This window comes from Paludibacter propionicigenes WB4 (assembly GCF_000183135.1).
Lineage (GTDB): Bacteria > Bacteroidota > Bacteroidia > Bacteroidales > Paludibacteraceae > Paludibacter > Paludibacter propionicigenes.
On the sequence record NC_014734.1, the window covers coordinates 385,246 to 402,017 of the forward strand.

The following is a 16,772-nucleotide window of genomic DNA, read 5'->3' on the forward strand; positions in this document are numbered from 1 at the left end:
TTTAATTATGAATAATGAATTAATAATTATGAATTAATCACATGTTTTGAAAATCAGGACCATTACCGCCATTGGGTACCGACCAGGTAATGCCATCACCGGGAGTTTTTATGTCGCAGGTTTTACAGTGCATACAGTTTTCGGCATGTATGCGTAACTCCTGATGTCCGTTTTTGTCTGTATGAAGTTCATATACTTCGGATGAGCAAAAGAACTGGCACGGAGCACCGTACTGTTTGATGTTGATGGCGTTAAATGACTCGGGGTTGTTTACCTTCACGTGCGGAACTTGTTGTTCATCGTGATTAACTCCTGAGAAATAGACATCTGTAACTTTATCAAATGTCAATACTTTATCGAATTCAAGTTTCCCTTTAAATCTTTCTTTGAATGGCTTACCTTTAAATTCGGCGAGCGTTTTGGTCGCATCTTTATCCGGATGACTTTTCAGTTTACCACTGAAGCCTGCTCCACCGGTTATCAGTTGTGTTCCGAAATGGAATGCACCTGCGATTAATCCTTTCGAAAATCCTTGTCTGAAATTCCGAACAGGATATAAATCCTTGTAAATTACACTTTCCTTGATAGATGCTTCGTATGCTGATAGTCTTTTTTCGGAAAAATCATTTTTAGTCAAAGCATCTGCTGCAGTTTTAGCCGCCAGCATACCGGAAGTTATGGCTAAATGCACTCCTTTTAAAGCAGGCATGGCTACCAATCCAGCGCTGTCACCTACAATTAATGCATTGTCAGTGTATAATTTAGGAATAGAGTAATAGCCGCCTTCGGGCAATGTTTTTGCACCGTATTCCACCAATTTTCCACCTTTCAGAAACTTGGCTATAAACGGGTTTGTTTTCCATACCTGAAAAGCACTGTGAGCATCGAAGGTCGGATCTTCGTATTCGAGTCCAACAACCAGACCAACAGCAACTTTGTTATCATTTAATCCGTACACAAATCCACCTCCGAATTCTTTCAGATTCAATGGGTAGCCCATGGTGTGATACACTTCACCCGGTTTGATATTTCCTTCGGGAACACTCCAGAGTTCTTTAATCCCTAACGAATATATCTGGCAGTTTTTGTCTTTCTCTAAATCATATTTTTTTATGAGCTTTTTAGCCAGACTGCCGCGTGTACCTTCGGCAAATACGGTGAGTTTTGCTTCAATGCGTGTTCCTGCCTGAAAATTTTCCTGCTTGTTGCCATGGTGATCCACTCCGGTATCAATGGTTTTGGCACCGATTACTTTTCCATGCTCGTACAGAATTTCATCAACTGCAAATCCGGTATAAATTTCAACACCTTTTTCTTCTGCTTTTTGCGCCAGAAACCGACAAATCTGTCCTAAAGAAGCGGTATAGTTCCCTGCGTTGTTCATGTAAGGCACATGTACCGGCAGTGTAAACGCACCATTCTCGCTTAATAATACCGTTGAATCCTTTGTTACTTTGGCATTAAACGGAATGTCGGAGAATTCTACATCCGGTAATAAATGCTTGAAAACTTCCGGTTTAATTACAGCGCCCGATAGAATATGGCTTCCGATAGAACTTCCTTTTTCTATAAGTAAAATTCTGCGCGCTAAGCCATTCTGCTTTAAGATGTCGGCTAAATGAATGGAAGTTGCCAAACCGGAAGGTCCGCCTCCAATAATTAAAATATCCGTTGAAACGGTATCAGCATTACTCATTATTTTCCTCCTTTTATAATTTTGATTATTCTATGAATTTAATTTAGTCTATATCGAAATGGAAAATTGAAACGTAATTATGTAAATAATAAGCTTTTCGTTGGATGAACTCATTATGTTTATCCGATAATTTTGTTAACTGGTAGTATTTTTGTTGATAGAGAAAGCTCTCATGCAACTTGTTTTCTATACACTTAAAGACCTAATTTTTGCTGGATAGGAAGCATGTGATGATTATGCCTTTTACCCGTGGTAAAATTATCGGATGTGTTTGGCTGATTTGTTGGAGAAATAATATTGTCTATTATTTCCTACAGAAGAGTCAATTTAGGGAGTTGCATTTACGGGGATGCAAATGTACCTCTCCCTACGGAGATTTTATGTGGGTGATCAGATTTCAAGTGATTCGAGGTTTTTATTGTTTTTCCATTTCAAGTGAAATGAAAGCTGAAAATTGTATATCAGAAACTGATAAATAATGCTATGATAGTAGCTTTTTTAAATTTCAATTTTGTTTTCAACGCTACAAAAATAAGGATTTATATTGGTCAGCATCCTTATTATATCAATTTTTATGCTTAAAAAACTTTAAATTTTGCACAAATGCAGTTGTCGTGTGCACGGAATCAGACTTCAGAGATTGATTTAATGAATAATTATATAAATTCCTGTGTTCGCACACGGAGCTGCTATCAATGTGTCTTTTTTGATTCCCTCGTTTATTTTCCGTACCTTTGTCCAAAATCGTATTTCGTCGTGTTTTAATGAAAAGTTTGTGAAAGAGAACGAATACGCTATTATTTTATGACATTTGATAAATTAGATCTTATAGAGCCGATCTTAAACGCTCTCTCTCACGAAGGTTATACTCAACCTACACCTATTCAGGAAATTTCAATTCCAATTGTACTTAAAGGACATGATTTATTAGGCTGTGCTCAGACAGGCACAGGTAAAACAGCTGCTTTTGCTATTCCTATCCTGCAGTTGTTGCAATTAAATAAAGGAGCCGAAAGAGCTCCACGCAAAATCAAAGCATTGATTGTAACTCCTACGCGCGAACTGGCTATCCAGATTGGCGAAAGCTTTGCAGCCTACGGTCGATTTATGAATTTGCGGCATACCGTTATCTTTGGTGGTGTACCGCAAGGAGCACAAGTTGGCGCACTTAAAATGGGCGTTGACATACTGATAGCTACACCGGGTCGTTTACTCGATTTGCAAACACAGGGATATGTGAAGTTGAATGAGCTTTCTATATTCGTATTGGATGAAGCCGATCGTATGCTTGATATGGGATTCATACATGATGTAAAAAAACTGATTAAAATCATTCCTGCTAAGCGTCAATCGCTTTTCTTTTCGGCTACTATGCCCGAATCGATACGAGTGCTGGCCGGTTCAATCCTTACGAATCCCGAAGAAGTGGCTGTTACTCCGGTTTCAACCACTGCCGAAACTATTCAGCAAGAAATGTATTTTGTGGATGCAGTCAACAAAAAGGATTTGTTGATACATTTGTTGCAGGATAAATCAATTAAAACTGCTTTGGTGTTTACGCGCACCAAACATGGTGCGGATAAGGTACAGCGTTTGCTCACGAAAGCTAGAATTAAAGCAGAAGCAATTCATGGCAATAAGTCTCAAAATGCCCGTCAGAATGCGTTGCGAAATTTTAAAGACAGAACAACGCGTGTTTTGGTAGCAACCGATATCGCAGCACGTGGTATTGATATTGATGATTTGAATCTTGTTATTAATTATGAAATCCCGAATATCCCTGAAACCTATGTTCACCGTATAGGACGTACAGGTAGGGCAGGACTGGATGGAAAGGCTGTGTCGTTTTGCGATGCTGAAGAGCATGAATACCTGCGCGATATTCAAAAGCTAATTTCTATTCAGATTCCGGTAATTAAAGACCATCCGTTTCCGGCTGAAAACATGCCCGTAGTTGGTAAATCCAAGTCGAAATCAAAACCAAATCAGAATATCCGTCAGCCTAACCCGAATAAACCCAAAATTACACACAATAGAGCGCCGATAAGCAAAGCTGCTACAGACAGTGCCGCTGAACCCAGAAAAGTAATTGCTCCACCTGTGAAAAACGAAGCTCCAGCGAAACCTGTAGTTTCAAAGAAATTTTGGGGTAGAAAGTAATCAATAACTTTTAGATACTATAATAAGCAGAACAGAACCCTTTTTTGTAAGGAAGTTGTTCTGCTTTTTTTATTTCTATTAAACAATGATTACCTTTGTGGTGTTCTTGAATTATTAGGTTAACTATTGGTGTAAGATGAATTTGCTGCATAAAGACATAAAAACATATTCGTTTACTGAGGCATCGCAGGGGTATGCCGGCTTTGCGCTGAAGAAGCTTGACGTTGTTTACCAAAATGCCAACGGAGAAGCTGACAGCCCTCACAGACACGATTATTACACTATTATTTTCATAGAGAAGGGCATAGGAACTCATTATATTGATTTTACTGAATTTCCTATCGTAGATAGTTCTATCTTTTTTATTCTTCCCGGGCAGATGCACCAAATAGAATTTACTGACGAACCTCAGGGATGGGTTGTTACGTTTACCGAGGAATTCCTGATAGCTAATTCTATTCCTGATAAGCTGATAAATGACATTTATTTATTCAACGATTACGGGCAATCGCCACCACTACCGATAAATGAGAATGATCTGCCGGTTTATCGAAATCTGTTGATTCAGATGGAACACTTTTCTCAGTCGTTACAAACCTACACTCAGGAGGCTGTGGGCTCATTGGTCAAGGTATTTCTTATACAGAGTAATAATCATTGCAGCCTGCGCAAAAGTAACAACCCACAGTTGGTGGAAACCAGTAACCACATACTACGTACTTTCAAGCAACAACTGAATCATAAATATGCTGTAGCGCATATGGTGTCAGATTATGCCGATGATTTATCCGTTACGAGTGACTACCTCAATAAAACGGTGAAAAACTTAACCGGTAAATCGGCCAAAGACCATATACAGAGCAAATTAATAACAGAAGCTAAACGTTCCTTACTGTTTAGCAATATCAGCAACAAAGAGCTGGCTTACGAGCTTGGCTTTGATGAAGCTGCTCACTTTAATAATTTTTTTAAGAAAATTACCGGTCAAACTCCATCCGAATTTCGTGTTTCAGCACGTCAGTCCTGATTTTTGCAATCATTAGCCTGATTTCATTACCTCCCTCTGCGTTTTGTCGCCGTACCTTTGTCGTATCAAAAAAATAAACACGACCCCTAACCCCTAAAGGGGAATTGAGCTAGTAAATCTATTATATTTTGATCTTTAATTTTTAAAGACAATACTAATCAAGTTTCCCTTTAGGGGCTAGGGGTTAAAAAAAACGACACAATTATGAAAACAATTTTGCATAAATCAGGCACACGCGGTCATGCCAATCATGGTTGGCTTGATACTCACCACACTTTCAGCTTTGCAAATTATTACAATCCAGAACGGGTTAATTTCGGTGCTCTACGGGTATTGAACGATGATTGGATTGCCAGTGGAGAGGGTTTTGGAACACATCCGCACGATAATATGGAAATCATTACTATTCCATTGATCGGAGCTGTAGAGCACAAAGACAGCATGGGTAACCACGGTGAAATAGCTGCCGGAGAAATTCAGGTGATGAGTGCCGGAACCGGAATTTTTCACAGTGAGTTCAACCGAAATAAAGATCAGGAATTACAGCTATTGCAAATTTGGGTGATACCGAATAAAAGAAATGTAACTCCGCGCTATGATCAGATTTCATTGGCCGGAGTTGAGAAACCTGATGAGTTGTACCAGATACTTTCGCCAAATCCTAACGATCAGGGAGTGTGGATACATCAGAATGCATGGTTTCATTTGGGAGACTTATCCGAAGGCTGGAAAGGAAATTATGAATTAAAAGATAAGAATAACGGTGCATACTTCTTTGTGATAGAAGGAGAAGTGACGGTTGCGGGTCAGAAACTAAGCAAGCGCGACGGATTGGGAGTAAGCGAAGTATCTTCGATAGAGATATCTTCTGAAGGATTATCCAAGCTGCTTATAATGGAAGTTCCTATGCGTTGAAACCGAAATAAATTAAAACTCATACAATTAAATATACAAACCGGGTCTTTGAATTTTATAAAGCAGACCTGACACAAAACAAAAAAATGATTATGAAAACAATTAAACAATTTTTAGCTACAGATCAACAATCATGGTCTTTATTAGTATCGCGCCTGGCATTAGGTATCGTAATTTTACCTCATGGTATGCAAAAAGCACTTGGTCTTTTTGGCGGATACGGATTCTCCGGAACAATAGGAGCTTTTCAATCGATGGGAATGCCTTATTTGATTGGCGTACTTGTTATACTTGCCGAATTTGTAGGTGCTATAGGAATTATCTTTGGTTTAGGAACCCGTTTTATGGCCTTTTCGGTTGGTTTAACTATGGCCGGAGCAGCTTTCCTGGGCGGACATATCAATAACGGTTTCTTTATGAACTGGTTTGGAATGCAAAAAGGTGAAGGAATAGAGTATTTTATTCTGGTAGTCGGTCTGGCAATTGCTTTACTGATTGGAGGTAGCGGTAAATTTTCTTTCGATAATTTGATTTCGAAGAAAATCAGCTAAGAATCGCTGAAGATTATAAAAAAGACCGATATGCAAATTTGCGTATCGGTCTTTTCTGTTTTTGAATTGCGAAATTATTCTGCTACAACTTCGAAAGCAACTTCTACGCTTACTTCTTTGTGTAGTTTTAAAGTAGCTTTGTAAGAACCAATTTCCTTTACAGCATCTTTAATAACAATTACTTTACGATCAACTGTGAAACCAGCTTTTTCGAATGCATCTGCCAATTGGATAGGACCAACAGCACCAAAGATTTTGCCGGTAGTGCTTGTTTTTGCACCTACTGTCAATGTGATATCTTTTACTTTTTCAGCTAATTCGATAGCATCGTTTTTCAGACGTTCTAATTTGTGAGCACGTTGTTTCAAATCTTCAGCCAACATTTTTTTAGCCGATTCAGTAGCTATGATGGCTTTTTTTGTTGGAATCAGAAAGTTACGTCCGTAACCATCTTTTACTTTAACGATATCGCCTTTGTAACCCAAGTTGGTTACATCTTCTTTTAATATAATTTCCATACTTTTTCCTCCTTCTTTATTATTTCATCATATCGGTTACATAAGGAAGCAACGCAATATGGCGTGCTCTTTTAACTGCTTGAGCTACTTTACGTTGAAATTTCAACGAAGTACCGGTAAGGCGACGTGGAAGGATTTTTCCTTGTTCGTTCAAGAATTTTTTCAAAAATTCAGGATCTTTGTAATCAATGTAACGAATACCGCTTTTTTTGAAGCGACAATATTTTTTCTTTTTTACATCAACTGATGGTGGAGTCAAATATCTGATATCTCCGTTGTTTGCTGCCATGGTTTAGTTCTCCTTTACTTCTTTAGATTTGACATTTTTTCTTTTTTCAGCGTACTCGAATGCATATTTGTCCAAACGGAACGATAAGAAACGGAGTACACGTTCGTCGCGACGGAATTGAGTTTCCAGTGTAGCGATTACTGTAGGTTCTGCATCAAATTGAAGCAATGAATAAAAACCAGTTGATTTCTTTTGGATAGGATATTGCAATTTGCGTAATCCCCAATTTTCCTCATTGGTAATAGTCGCGCCATTTTCTGTCAAAATGGTCTTGAATTTTTCTACCGCTTCCTTCATCTGTACATCAGACAAAACGGGAGTTAAAATGAAAACGGTTTCATAATGATTTAACATACTGTTTGTTAGCTTTTTAGTAATTAATACTTAGTTTTTTATTAAAGCGGGGCAAAGGTACAAATAATTCTTTGATTGACAATACCATTGAATAGGAAAATTCGTCTTTCAATTTGTAAAACAGGTTCGTTTTGAGAATACTATTTAAGATTAACGTATAGTGATATAAATAGCACGGCTTTGAGTTTTATATTCAAAGTCGTTTTTTTAGGCATAAAATTATAGATATTCAATTTTATTGAATTAATATGCAAAAACTAAACAGTCTTAGGCTTAAAGACATATCCTTTTGATAATAAAAATCAGTAGTTTATGACAATTTGAACTTCAAAAGGAATATTTCCTACATTTAGGTAGGAAATATGGACATATTTATGTAGTTTTGCGCCAAACTAAAAAACACCATTATGTTAGATGTAGGATTGACCACGTTTATGATCTTGGCCACCAGTCTCGTCATGCTTATGACGCCGGGATTAGCTTTCTTTTACGGAGGTTTAGGCTGTAAAAAAAACATTTTAAGTATTATGATGCAGAGCTTTGTTTCTATGGGAATAAGCACTGTTCTTTGGTTCGCATTTGGATATTCTGTTTGCTTTAGTGGCAACTTACATTCAGGCACCGACTTTTTTGGAATTTTGGGTAATCTGGATAAAGCATTTTATCACGGAATTACGCCATCTACTCTTTACTCGCCCGATAAGCGTTTTCCGGAGTACATTTTTATTGCTTATCAAATGATGTTTGCGATTATTACTCCGGCTCTGATAACCGGTGCATTCATCAATCGGGTTTCATTTAAATCCTACATTTTTTTCCTCGTGTTGTGGCAAATTTTTGTGTATTACCCGTTTGTTCACATGGTATGGGGCGGTGGTTTGCTTGCCGAATGGGGTGTGTTCGATTTTGCAGGTGGTATCACGGTACATGCTACGGCCGGGTTTGCAGCATTGGCGTCGGTTTACTTTGTGGGGCGCCGGCAAGAGAAAACTGATCCGAATAACATTCCGCTGGTTGCCATTGGTACAGCATTGCTCTGGTTCGGTTGGTACGGATTTAATGCCGGAAGTGAGCTGGCGGTAAATTCTGTTACAATTTCGGCCTTTCTCAACACAGATACTGCCGCTTCATTTGCCGCTATTACCTGGTTGTTGATAGAATGGAATACAGGCAAAAAGAAACCGACATTTATTGGTTTGATGACAGGGGCTGTTGCCGGACTGGCTACCATTACTCCGGCAGCCGGATACGTTGATATTTATTCAGCGGCCATTATCGGTATCATTGCGGCTGTAGGTTGTTTTCTGGCAGTTAAGTTTAAAGAACACAAAGGCTGGGACGATGCGCTGGATGTATGGGGAGTACACGGCATGGGTGGAGTAATCGGAACTATTTGCCTGGGTTTCTTTGCCAACAGTGCTATTAATGCTGCCGTTCCTAATGGCATTTTCTTTGGCGGCGACGGTATGTTGTTGCTGAAAGAGTGTGTGGCTATTTTGTTTGCCATCAGCTATGCCTTTATATTTACCGTTTTGTTGTTTAAAACTATCAATAAATTTATTCCTGTTCGTGTATCTAACATAGAACAAACTGTAGGACTGGATTTAATTCACCACGGTGAGGTAGCGCGCCAACAATAGAACACCCACATTATAGAACAAGCCATGATGAATATTTGAGTTCATCATGGCTTGTTTCGTTTTTATGCAGTAATAAAGAGATTTTACATCATTCTGTACGGGTATATTTACCGAAATGAATGGCTAATAATAACCAGGCTATGAGCCAGGCCACACCGCCAAAGGGAGTAATGATACCCAATGCTTTGATGCCGGTGATAGCAAGAGCGTATAATGACCCCGAGAATAAAACTATTCCTGCCATAAATAGATATGCAGCAGTTTTGAGTGATTTCGATGGTTGCAAATACAGTAGTATTCCTGTTGCCAGCAATGCGAAAGTGTGATAGAAATGATACTGAACGCCGGTTTTATAAACCTCAAGCATATCGGGTGTTATCATTTTTTTGATAATATGAGCCCCGAAAGCTCCGAGCGCTACTGCCAGCATGCCGCTGATGGCTGCGGTTACGAATATTTGTTTCATGCGGTTTTATTGTTAAGCAAATGATAATCATTGTTGATATGTTTTTTTTGTCACATAGTTCACACTAGTTTTAAATAGGAGATATAAGACTAAGAACACATAGCATTATCCCGAATACGGGATAATTTCAGACTGAGCAAGAGTATCGTCAGATACTCTTTACTATGTGACCTAAGTCTTTTTCTCTCATGATTTCTATGTGTTCTACTGTGGTAAAATATATCATTAAATATTAGCAACTACTTTCTTAGCTTTCGCGTTTATCTTTCATCAGCAGGTTCACCGCTTCTTCCATCGATCCGGCTTTGGTCACAGCACCGGCGTTGATAAAGAAAATTTCGTCGGCACTTTCTATGGTGTTCAGTCGGTGTGCAATGATAATCCGTGTTGTTGTTTTAGGTAGTTTTTTCAGAATCTCATCGAGTAATTGCTCCGTTACGGTATCGATATTGGCTGTTGCTTCATCGAGGATGAGTAAATCCGGCCGGCGTAGAACGGCACGAATGAACGCAATTAGTTGCTTTTGACCCAGACTTATTCCATCGCCCGATGATTTGATTTCTGCATCCAGACCTCCATCAAAACGTTCGAGTAAGCCTTCCAGTCCTACTTCTTTTAGTTCGTCCATCAGTTCATCGTTGCTTAGCCCTATAAAGCACTGATTTCCGTACAGAATATTATCGCGCAGGGTTCCGGTAAACAGGAAAGGTTCCTGCAGGATAAAGCCTATCTTGGCGGTTCGGGTGCTTGCATCCAGTGAGCGGATATCCGCACCGTTGAGTATGATTTGTCCGGCAGTAGGATCATACAGTCTGGCCATCAGCGATGCGGTAGTGGTTTTACCACCTCCGGTAGGTCCAACAAAAGCGTATGTTTTTCCACGTTCCAGATCGAAGCTTACATTTTTCAAAATATCATTTCCGGGAATATAGCTGAATGAAACATCACGGAAAGACAGTAAGCAGCAGCTTTCTTCTTTGACATCACTTTCCTGAACAGTCAGGTTGTTTTCCATTTGCAGAATCTGCGAAATACGATCCCAGCCGGCGAGTGCCACCTGAAAGTTTGCCCAAAGAGCGGCAATTTGACGCAGTGGATTATAAAACTGATTGATATAAGCCAAGAAACTGATGAGTAAGCCCACCGAAAATTGTCCGTGGGCAATGAGATAAATACCAAATGCAAGCACCACCATTTGTCCTACGTTGGACGAAAAACCATACACGGGTGTGAAGATGTTGTTGGCAATACCTGCTTTTACAGCTGTTTGATAGTTCTCCTTATTCACTTCGTCGAATCGTTTACGGAAATAATCCCGACGGTTGAATGCCACAATGACCTTGAAATTATTCAGACTTTCCTGAATTTCGGAGCTTAAACTACCGGTACTTTTCATGTTTTTGGCATTTCTGTTTTTTACCCACGGCGATATTGAGCGTGTGATAACGAGCAATGCAATGGCGGGAGCCAAAGCAGCCAGACCCAGTTCTACATTTATCGAAAGCAGAAATATACCGGCTCCCAGCATGGTAAAAATACTACTCATAAATTGCACCAGCGACTGAGAAAAGAATTGGTTGATTTTGTCGGTATCGTTGTTTACCCTCGATATAAGATCGCCGGCTTTATTCTGATTGAAGAAGTCGATGGGCAGTTCCTGCAATTTGCCGAAAATGGTATTTCGAAGATTGTACAACATTCGCTGACCTACTCTTCCCATCAGCTGAGCCTGGGTATAGCCGCTCACCAGGGCTGCACAAAATACGCAGAAAAGTATGATTGAGTATTTTATCAGACCATCGTATTGTTTAGTCACTACAAAACTATCCACGGCATGTCCCATCAGGTAAGGTCCGATAAGGCTCAGACCTGAATTGAGAAATATAAAAGCCATGGCAATATAGAGGTTTTTACGCTCTATACCTATGAGTGACATCAACCTTTTCAGGGTGGTGGCGGTGCTTACTTTTTCGTTGGGTAGAAATCCTTTTTTTATATTGAGATTGTAGTTCATTCTTGCAGTATTAATTGTCAATAGTCAGATGGTTGGTGCTACGTTGAGAATTAAAAATCTGAACATATTCCGGACTGGAAATCATCAGTTCTTCGTGAGTTCCGCGTGCCAGAATATCGCCTTCTTCGAGCAAAAGAATTTGTCCGTAGTTGATTACCGACGCTATTTTCTGTGTTACCGAAAGCAGTGTCAGGTCGGGGTAATTTTGCGCTACGTTATGCAGAATTTTCTCTTCGGTTTGCGTATCCACCCGGGCTGTAAAATCGTCGAGCAACAGAATTTTGGGATTCAATGCCAATGCCCGCGCCAGCATAATTCGCTGTTTCTGTCCTCCCGAAAGGCTGGTGCCACGTTCGCTGACTATGGTGTCCAACCCTTGCGGCAGTGTGTCGATAAAGTCATTCAGTTCGGCAGTTTCAATGGCTTTTTTCATCAGCTCGTCCGTTACTTTCTCGTTGAAAGCTATGTTTTCGCGCAGGCTCATGTTGAACATGATGCTGTCCTGAAACACAAATCCGATTTGATGCTGAAATGTTTCTTTATCGTAATCATCAATGTTGATGCCATCGAAGAGAATGGAGCCTTTAGCCGGTTTTATAAGTCCGGTGAGCAGATACAACAGTTGTGTTTTGCCTGCTGCAGTTGGTCCTATTACTGCTGTTTTGGTTCCGGGTTGTATGCTGAACGATACATTTTTCAGTGCAGGTTTGTCGCCGTAAACCACAGACACATTCTGCATTTCGATGTTGCCTTTCAGTGGTGTATTGACAGTTCCTGTATCGCGGGTTTCTTCGGCATCGAGCACGGCACATATTCTTCCATACGACACCGAAGCCTGAGCCACAAAGTTGCTTATAAAACCTATAATCATGATAGGAAAAATAAGAATGGTGAGGTAGGAGCTGAATGCAGCAAAATCACCCAAGGACATGGCACCGCTTATCACATAATGTCCGCCCAGTGCCAGAATAATGAGTGAAGCCATATTGGCAACGAAAACCACGATGGGTATAAGTGTGGCAAACAGGCTGAGAATGGATAACCCGAGGTTACGAGCCTGTGTGCTGGCATTCATAAATTTGTTGTATTCCAGCATTTGGGAATTAAGTACACGCACTAATGCAGCACCCAGAATGCTTTCGTTGATTACCTTGTTGAGCCAGTCTACTACTTCTCTGCTCTTTTTGAACAAGCTTTGCAAACGGCGGAAAACGATTACAAAGGCGCTGATAATAATAGGAATAATGATAAGTACACACAACGCCAGTTCCCAATTGATGCTGATGAGCAGGATGCTGGCACCAATAATGATAAAGATGGATGAAGCAAGCTGCACAATGGCCATCGACACAAACATTTTGATGGAATCAATGTCGGATGTCAGGTTGGTAAGCAGTTTTGAGGGGTTCGACTGTTGGATAAAGTCATAGCTCTGACGGGATATTTTGTCCGTTAGTCGGGTTCTCAGGTCGCGCGCAACTCTTTCGGATGCGTACGTTTGCAGAATGCCTTGTAGCAGCGTAAAAATAAAAATTATCAGGGCTGCTATCAGAAATTCTACAATCAGCTTTTGATATGAAAATACTCCGCCGGTAAATTCATCAATACCTCCAGAAATGAGTTTAGGAATAATAAGATTGACTGCATTGCTTAACAGGGCAAAACCTATTAAAGCAGAGATCATTAATTTGTAAGGTTTCAGTACTCCGAATATATTAGGTTTAGCGGTTTTTCTTCCGGGTATCTGTTCTGTTCGTTTGTTTTGCATTATTGTTTTTATATGTCAGTTAACCGCAGAGCGCAACGGGGATATTGATGTTTTTTTTCGAACGCAAAGTTACACATTGTGACTCTGAACTAATTATGGAGAAGTTATAAAAGAATCAGTATGTGTGTGAAATTTTGTAAATAAAACTCGGGTTGCTGTCCGGCAACCCGAGTGATAGTATGATAGATTGTTCTATTGGGACTTCTTCATTAGGCATTTAGCAACTTTTCGATATCGAACTTTTTCATTTGCATAAATGCATTGGTTACTTTGCCTGCTTTTTCGGGATTTGTCATTAGGCTTGAGAGTACGGATGGCACTATTTGCCATGATACACCATACTTATCTTTCAACCAACCGCAATGTCCTTCCTCGCCGCCTTCGGTCAGTTTTTCCCAGTAATGGTCAATTTCTTCCTGTGTGTCGCAGAAAACCTGAAACGAAATAGCTTCGTTGAACTTGAATAAAGGACCGCCATTAAGCGCCGTAAACTGTTGCCCGTTAATCCGAAAAACCACCGTTAATACAGTCCCCTCCGGTTGTCCGTGAAACTCAACTCCTTCTTTACCGTAGTAGCTGGTAGTTTCAATCTCGGAGTTTCGGAATATGGAGGTGTAAAACGTGGCTGCTTCTCCCGCCTGATTGTCGAACCAAAGACATGGTGTAATTAGATTTGTCATATTTGTCAGGATTTATTGCTTTCGGTATATTGCTTTAAATTGTTCAGTATAGCCTGCCAACCTGTCTGCTGCATTTCCAACGGATTCTCGTTTTCTGCATCAAATGTCTCGGTCACAACCGTAACGTCGCCCAGTCCGCTGAGCTCGATACTTACTTTTCGGTTGTCGCCAAGTGAGTATCTGATCAGTTGTTCTTTGACAATTTGTTCATAAACGCCTCCGAAATCGAAGCCGAAACTTCCATCTTTGGCTTCCATTCTGTAGTTGAACTTTCCACCAACCTGTAAGTCGTTCTCGGCTTTGGTAGTATGCCAGTCGTCAGACGCATGATTCCAGTGTACCACGTGCGCAGGTTCCGTAAGGTATTTCCACACCACATCGCGCGGGGCTTTGATGGTGGCTCTGATGGTTATAGATTTGAATGGACTCATACAGTGTGTTTATTTAGCAGTGAAGTTGAACATCCATTGTATGCCATATTTATCGGTAGCGTGTCCGTGGTAAGCTCCCCAAAAAGTGTCTTGCAGCGGCATGGTTACTTTTCCGCCTTCTGACAGGGCGTTGAATAATCTTTGAGTTTCTTCTTTCGTGTCAGGATCGAGCAAAATTTGTATATTGTTTCCTTGATTTACTTTGAAACCGAACGATTCTGGAGCATCAGATCCCATCAGAATGTGTCCACCCAGTATTGGTAATTCTATGTGCATAATCAGTTTTTTATCAGCTTCTGCTATCGCAGGAGCACCTTCGGGCGATGGAAAATCGCCAAAACGGGCTATGCCGCCTCCGCTGAATTCGCCTCCGAAAACCGATTTATAAAAATTGAAAACTTCCTCGGTATTGCGCGGGAAGTTGAGATAAGTGCTTGTACTTGCCATAATAATTCGTTTTAGATTGATTTGTTATATGTGATTTTTTAAACGAAATGTTATTCAAATTCTTCGGGAGTTTTTTTGAATAATAACTATAACAATGACATATGATTTTTGTTTGACAGGCAAGATGTGGACATACTAATGCTTGCTGCACGACCTTGTGGCGAGGCATTACAGTTGGGATAATCTCTCAACGAAATCAAAAAGACGGATGGGTTGGCAGGAAACTATTCGTAGTCGCAGATCAATTTAAACGATGTGATGAAATTGCTGCTTACGCTGAACTTATTGCCCGGCAAATCTTCCAGCATGTCCAGTTCAATGTCATACCACACGTTGTTGGTCAAACAGTAGGTTTTGCCATTCGCATCCACAGCCATCACGCTTAGTATATAAAGGTTGTTGAGGCTCGATGGACTGACGGTTTTGGATAACAGGGCTTTTTCGAGCACAAATTTGTCGGTGAGGGTTATTTCGATGGGTGCATAGGTGGGCGGCACGTAATTGCTAACTATGTTTTTGATCACGGGCGAAGCGTATAAAACAGGGCAGTTGGGGTAAATGCCTTTCGGTTTCATGGTGATGTCATTGTACAGCTGTATCTGAAAATAAATATCCACCTTGTTGGTCGTTGGCCATCCCTGACTCACGATGGTGGTGTCCCATTGAACCTTGTCTATAATTATTTTCTTTAAAATGCGGTTGACCACCACCACGGTTTTGGATATTTCGGCTGTTTGTCCATCAAATTTGCGGACTTTGAGTTTTAGTGTGTATGTTCCGGCTTTGGGGTAGGAGAGTACTATTTGTCGTGTTTTCAATGTTCGTCCGTCACCCAGTGTCCAGGTAGACGAGTCGGCATTGACCGATGTGTTGAACAGGGTGCAGGTATCGGTAGTAGCCATTTTAAGTGTGGCACTTGTATTGCCCCGAAAGCTGAACGAGGCTTCGGGTTTCACCTCGCTGTCCCGGTTGCTGTTGTAATGATCGGTGCAACCTATCGCGAAGAACAAGGCAATGATAAATAATACATGCGTAGCTTTCATAGCTTATGGACGAGTGTAAACAGGTTTATTATAATCCGGCTGATACCAGCACAGAATATCTGCTGCAAATATAGTGTATATCTTGTAATATAAGTAGCAGAACTTGAATTATATAATGTTTGGCAAATAAACCCCAGGAATTTCAAATCATAGTTAAGTCCCTCTCCATACTTTCAGAGAGGCTTCGACCCACTACGAAGAGGGTCAGAGTTACTCCAGAGAGGTAGCGGGCGTTCAAACGAGGCATCCTTGGCTGCTAGACTGTTCATCGCCTCGTTGGACCAAGAATCCTTGGATTTTTATCATTCATCGCCTCGTTGAGTCAAGAATCCTCGGATTTTCAGCATTCATCTTCTCGTTTGACTAGAAATCCCTGGATTTTTATCATTCATCCTCTCGTTTGCCCAAGAATCCCTGGATTTTCGGCATTCATCTTCTCGTTTGCCCGGGAATCCCTGGATTTTCATCATTTATCTTCTTGTTTGCCCAAGAATCTCTGGATTTTCATCATTCATCTTCTCGCTTGCCCAATCGTCCTTGGCTGTTTATCTCCTCGTTGGGTCAAGAATCCATGGATTTTTATCATTCATCTTCTCGTTTGCCCAAGAATCCCTGGATTCCTCACTCTTTGACTCCATTTTCGATATACTCAAGGTTGAAGCTTCCTCCATGCTGGCGCGGGTCTGCGACCCGTGGCAACTCCAACTTTTAGAAAATTGTTCTCCTTTATTTTGCTCCTCTGTGTCTTGGCACGGATTACAAATCCGCGCCAG

The 16,772-nt window shown here is 40.5% G+C and carries 16 protein-coding genes; 5 read left to right on the forward strand and 11 right to left on the reverse strand.

The window, feature by feature from the left end:
• Positions 1 to 37 precede the first annotated feature (37 nt).
• Positions 38 to 1,696 (reverse strand): electron transfer flavoprotein-ubiquinone oxidoreductase, encoded by a 1,659-nt coding sequence (locus PALPR_RS01590; protein WP_013443851.1) that lies wholly within the window; start codon positions 1,694 to 1,696, stop codon positions 38 to 40.
• Positions 1,697 to 2,500: 804 nt separating this feature from the next.
• Between PALPR_RS01590 and PALPR_RS01595 the strand changes: the two genes are divergently transcribed.
• The 4 genes from PALPR_RS01595 (at position 2,501) to PALPR_RS01610 (ending at position 6,349) form a co-directional block, all read left to right on the forward strand.
• Positions 2,501 to 3,856, forward strand: a complete 1,356-nt coding sequence (locus tag PALPR_RS01595) for a DEAD/DEAH box helicase (protein WP_013443852.1) — start codon at positions 2,501 to 2,503, stop codon at positions 3,854 to 3,856.
• Positions 3,857 to 3,992: 136 nt separating this feature from the next.
• Positions 3,993 to 4,883 carry an AraC family transcriptional regulator gene (locus tag PALPR_RS01600; RefSeq protein WP_013443853.1) on the forward strand — a complete coding sequence of 297 codons (891 nt, stop codon included), beginning with the start codon at positions 3,993 to 3,995 and terminating at the stop codon, positions 4,881 to 4,883.
• Between the two features lie 204 nt (positions 4,884 to 5,087).
• Positions 5,088 to 5,798 carry a pirin family protein gene (locus PALPR_RS01605; protein WP_013443854.1) on the forward strand — a complete coding sequence of 237 codons (711 nt, stop codon included), beginning with the start codon at positions 5,088 to 5,090 and terminating at the stop codon, positions 5,796 to 5,798.
• Between the two features lie 92 nt (positions 5,799 to 5,890).
• The gene (locus tag PALPR_RS01610) at positions 5,891 to 6,349 is read left to right on the forward strand and encodes a DoxX family protein (RefSeq protein ID WP_013443855.1); all 459 of its coding nucleotides are present in this window, start codon (positions 5,891 to 5,893) and stop codon (positions 6,347 to 6,349) included.
• 74 nt (positions 6,350 to 6,423) lie between these two features.
• Here PALPR_RS01610 and rplI read toward each other — a convergent pair whose 3' ends face one another.
• The 3 genes from rplI to rpsF are packed head-to-tail and all read right to left on the reverse strand — an operon-like array spanning position 6,424 to position 7,510.
• Positions 6,424 to 6,867 carry a 50S ribosomal protein L9 gene (gene rplI, locus PALPR_RS01615; protein ID WP_013443856.1) on the reverse strand — a complete coding sequence of 148 codons (444 nt, stop codon included), beginning with the start codon at positions 6,865 to 6,867 and terminating at the stop codon, positions 6,424 to 6,426.
• Positions 6,868 to 6,886: 19 nt separating this feature from the next.
• Positions 6,887 to 7,156, reverse strand: coding sequence for a 30S ribosomal protein S18 (rpsR, locus tag PALPR_RS01620; protein ID WP_013443857.1), 270 nt, complete (start codon positions 7,154 to 7,156; stop codon positions 6,887 to 6,889).
• A gap of 3 nt (positions 7,157 to 7,159) precedes the next feature.
• On the reverse strand, positions 7,160 to 7,510 hold the full coding sequence (rpsF, locus tag PALPR_RS01625; protein WP_013443858.1) for a 30S ribosomal protein S6: 351 nt from the start codon (positions 7,508 to 7,510) through the stop codon (positions 7,160 to 7,162).
• Positions 7,511 to 7,917: 407 nt separating this feature from the next.
• Here rpsF and PALPR_RS01630 point away from each other — a divergent pair, with 407 nt between their 5' ends.
• Positions 7,918 to 9,150 carry an ammonium transporter gene (locus PALPR_RS01630; RefSeq protein ID WP_013443859.1) on the forward strand — a complete coding sequence of 411 codons (1,233 nt, stop codon included), beginning with the start codon at positions 7,918 to 7,920 and terminating at the stop codon, positions 9,148 to 9,150.
• An 88-nt stretch (positions 9,151 to 9,238) separates the two neighbouring features.
• On the opposite strand, the gene PALPR_RS01635 is transcribed toward PALPR_RS01630, so the two are convergent.
• The 7 genes from PALPR_RS01635 to PALPR_RS01665 form a co-directional block, all read right to left on the reverse strand.
• Positions 9,239 to 9,616, reverse strand: coding sequence for a DUF423 domain-containing protein (locus tag PALPR_RS01635; RefSeq protein WP_013443860.1), 378 nt, complete (start codon positions 9,614 to 9,616; stop codon positions 9,239 to 9,241).
• Between the two features lie 247 nt (positions 9,617 to 9,863).
• Complete coding sequence (locus tag PALPR_RS01640) at positions 9,864 to 11,630, reverse strand: ABC transporter ATP-binding protein (protein WP_013443861.1); 1,767 nt, start codon at positions 11,628 to 11,630, stop codon at positions 9,864 to 9,866.
• 10 nt (positions 11,631 to 11,640) lie between these two features.
• Complete coding sequence (locus tag PALPR_RS01645; RefSeq protein WP_013443862.1) at positions 11,641 to 13,398, reverse strand: ABC transporter ATP-binding protein; 1,758 nt, start codon at positions 13,396 to 13,398, stop codon at positions 11,641 to 11,643.
• A gap of 209 nt (positions 13,399 to 13,607) precedes the next feature.
• The gene (locus tag PALPR_RS01650; RefSeq protein ID WP_013443863.1) at positions 13,608 to 14,078 is read right to left on the reverse strand and encodes a VOC family protein; all 471 of its coding nucleotides are present in this window, start codon (positions 14,076 to 14,078) and stop codon (positions 13,608 to 13,610) included.
• Between the two features lie 5 nt (positions 14,079 to 14,083).
• On the reverse strand, positions 14,084 to 14,509 hold the full coding sequence (locus PALPR_RS01655) for an SRPBCC family protein (RefSeq protein ID WP_013443864.1): 426 nt from the start codon (positions 14,507 to 14,509) through the stop codon (positions 14,084 to 14,086).
• A 9-nt stretch (positions 14,510 to 14,518) separates the two neighbouring features.
• Entirely contained in the window at positions 14,519 to 14,956 is a 438-nt protein-coding gene (locus tag PALPR_RS01660; protein ID WP_013443865.1) for a VOC family protein, read from the reverse strand.
• A gap of 224 nt (positions 14,957 to 15,180) precedes the next feature.
• The gene (locus PALPR_RS01665; RefSeq protein WP_041620123.1) at positions 15,181 to 15,999 is read right to left on the reverse strand and encodes a PKD domain-containing protein; all 819 of its coding nucleotides are present in this window, start codon (positions 15,997 to 15,999) and stop codon (positions 15,181 to 15,183) included.
• Between the last annotated feature and the right edge of the window lie 773 nt (positions 16,000 to 16,772).

What these genes read in the sequence shown, in the direction of transcription:
- PALPR_RS01590 (WP_013443851.1), bottom strand. Translation starts at nt 1,696, where the DNA reads ATGAGTAATGCTGATACCGTTTCAACGGATATTTTAATTATTGGAGGC.
- PALPR_RS01595 (WP_013443852.1), top strand. Translation starts at nt 2,501, where the DNA reads ATGACATTTGATAAATTAGATCTTATAGAGCCGATCTTAAACGCTCTC.
- PALPR_RS01600 (WP_013443853.1), top strand. Translation starts at nt 3,993, where the DNA reads ATGAATTTGCTGCATAAAGACATAAAAACATATTCGTTTACTGAGGCA.
- PALPR_RS01605 (WP_013443854.1), top strand. Translation starts at nt 5,088, where the DNA reads ATGAAAACAATTTTGCATAAATCAGGCACACGCGGTCATGCCAATCAT.
- PALPR_RS01610 (WP_013443855.1), top strand. Translation starts at nt 5,891, where the DNA reads ATGAAAACAATTAAACAATTTTTAGCTACAGATCAACAATCATGGTCT.
- rplI (WP_013443856.1), bottom strand. Translation starts at nt 6,867, where the DNA reads ATGGAAATTATATTAAAAGAAGATGTAACCAACTTGGGTTACAAAGGC.
- rpsR (WP_013443857.1), bottom strand. Translation starts at nt 7,156, where the DNA reads ATGGCAGCAAACAACGGAGATATCAGATATTTGACTCCACCATCAGTT.
- rpsF (WP_013443858.1), bottom strand. Translation starts at nt 7,510, where the DNA reads ATGTTAAATCATTATGAAACCGTTTTCATTTTAACTCCCGTTTTGTCT.
- PALPR_RS01630 (WP_013443859.1), top strand. Translation starts at nt 7,918, where the DNA reads ATGTTAGATGTAGGATTGACCACGTTTATGATCTTGGCCACCAGTCTC.
- PALPR_RS01635 (WP_013443860.1), bottom strand. Translation starts at nt 9,616, where the DNA reads ATGAAACAAATATTCGTAACCGCAGCCATCAGCGGCATGCTGGCAGTA.
- PALPR_RS01640 (WP_013443861.1), bottom strand. Translation starts at nt 11,630, where the DNA reads ATGAACTACAATCTCAATATAAAAAAAGGATTTCTACCCAACGAAAAA.
- PALPR_RS01645 (WP_013443862.1), bottom strand. Translation starts at nt 13,398, where the DNA reads ATGCAAAACAAACGAACAGAACAGATACCCGGAAGAAAAACCGCTAAA.
- PALPR_RS01650 (WP_013443863.1), bottom strand. Translation starts at nt 14,078, where the DNA reads ATGACAAATCTAATTACACCATGTCTTTGGTTCGACAATCAGGCGGGA.
- PALPR_RS01655 (WP_013443864.1), bottom strand. Translation starts at nt 14,509, where the DNA reads ATGAGTCCATTCAAATCTATAACCATCAGAGCCACCATCAAAGCCCCG.
- PALPR_RS01660 (WP_013443865.1), bottom strand. Translation starts at nt 14,956, where the DNA reads ATGGCAAGTACAAGCACTTATCTCAACTTCCCGCGCAATACCGAGGAA.
- PALPR_RS01665 (WP_041620123.1), bottom strand. Translation starts at nt 15,999, where the DNA reads ATGAAAGCTACGCATGTATTATTTATCATTGCCTTGTTCTTCGCGATA.